The sequence below is a fragment of the Stutzerimonas stutzeri genome, assembly GCF_000935215.1.
In the GTDB taxonomy this organism is placed as follows: Bacteria; Pseudomonadota; Gammaproteobacteria; order Pseudomonadales; family Pseudomonadaceae; genus Stutzerimonas.
The window spans coordinates 1-1,070 of the sequence record NZ_JXXD01000327.1 but is presented as its reverse complement, the minus strand read 5'-3'; the positions used below and the strand labels follow the sequence as shown (position 1 = coordinate 1,070).

The window sequence follows — 1,070 nt, the reverse complement described above, 5'->3', positions numbered from 1 at the left end:
ACGCCGGGCTTTCGACCCGGCGTTTTTCATTCTGGCGCAGCAAACCGAATCAGCTTTCCCGCGGCGCGTAGGCAAACACGTCAGCGCGCATCTGATGCGGGTCCATCCCCGCCTCCACCAACGCATCCAGCGTGCCATAGACCATCGACGGCGAGCCGCTGGCATAGATATGCAACGGTTTGAGATCGTTGAAATCCTCGCGAATCGCTTCGTGCAGCATGCCGCAGCGACCTTCCCAGCCGCAGACGTCGCTGACGACACGGTGCAGATGCAGATTACTCATGCCCTGCCATTCATCCCAGTGCGACAGCTGGTAGAAGTCTTCGGGATGGCGAACACCCCAGTACAGATGCACCGGATGCGAGAACCCGGCTGCGCGGCAATACTCGATCAGACTGTGCATCTGCGCCATGCCGGTGCCCGCTGCAACCAGCACCAAGGGACCGTCCGGCAGTTCTGCCAGATGCGTGTCGCCGAATGGCAGTTGGATCCGCGCAAAGCCCTGCCGCCGCAGGAATGCCAGCAGCTCGATCGCGGATTCCTCACGCGCCAGCACGTGCAGCTCCAGCTCTCGGCCGCTGCCGGGAGCAGAGGCGAGGGAAAACGCCGACCACTCACCGTCCTCCCGTTGCAGCAACAGATATTGACCGGCGTGATAGCGCGGCTGGCGACCGGCCGGCAGGCGTAGGCGCAAGCGCACCACATCGCCACCGACCTCTTCGTAGCCACTGAGCTGGCAGCTCAGCTCGCGTACCGGCAATTCGCCGGGCGCCAGCACGCCATCCCAGAGCAGCACGCAGTCTTCCAGTGGCTCGGCCAGGCAGGCCAGCAGCTCGCCGTGATCGCGCACCTCGCCGGCCTGTCGCACACGTCCTTCGACCAGCAGCGAGGCGCAGATGTGGCAATTGCCGTTGCGACAGCTCTGCGGGCATTCGTAGCCCAGACGCCTGGCGGCATCGAGAAATCGTTCGCCGGGCCGCACGTCGAGCACGGCGCCGGATGGCTGCAAAGTAACTTTCATGTGCACGTCTTATCAGTGAACGGGATGACCCGCCAAGGCTTTCGGGCGG

General features: G+C 64.0%; 1 protein-coding gene. It reads right to left on the bottom strand.

All coding sequences use genetic code 11. The annotated features are described in order from the left end of the window. Positions 1-49: 49 nt before the first annotated feature. A complete protein-coding gene (locus LO50_RS23040) occupies positions 50-1,021 on the bottom strand; it encodes a CDP-6-deoxy-delta-3,4-glucoseen reductase (protein ID WP_031298059.1) in 972 nt (323 codons plus the stop codon). Positions 1,022-1,070 lie beyond the last annotated feature (49 nt).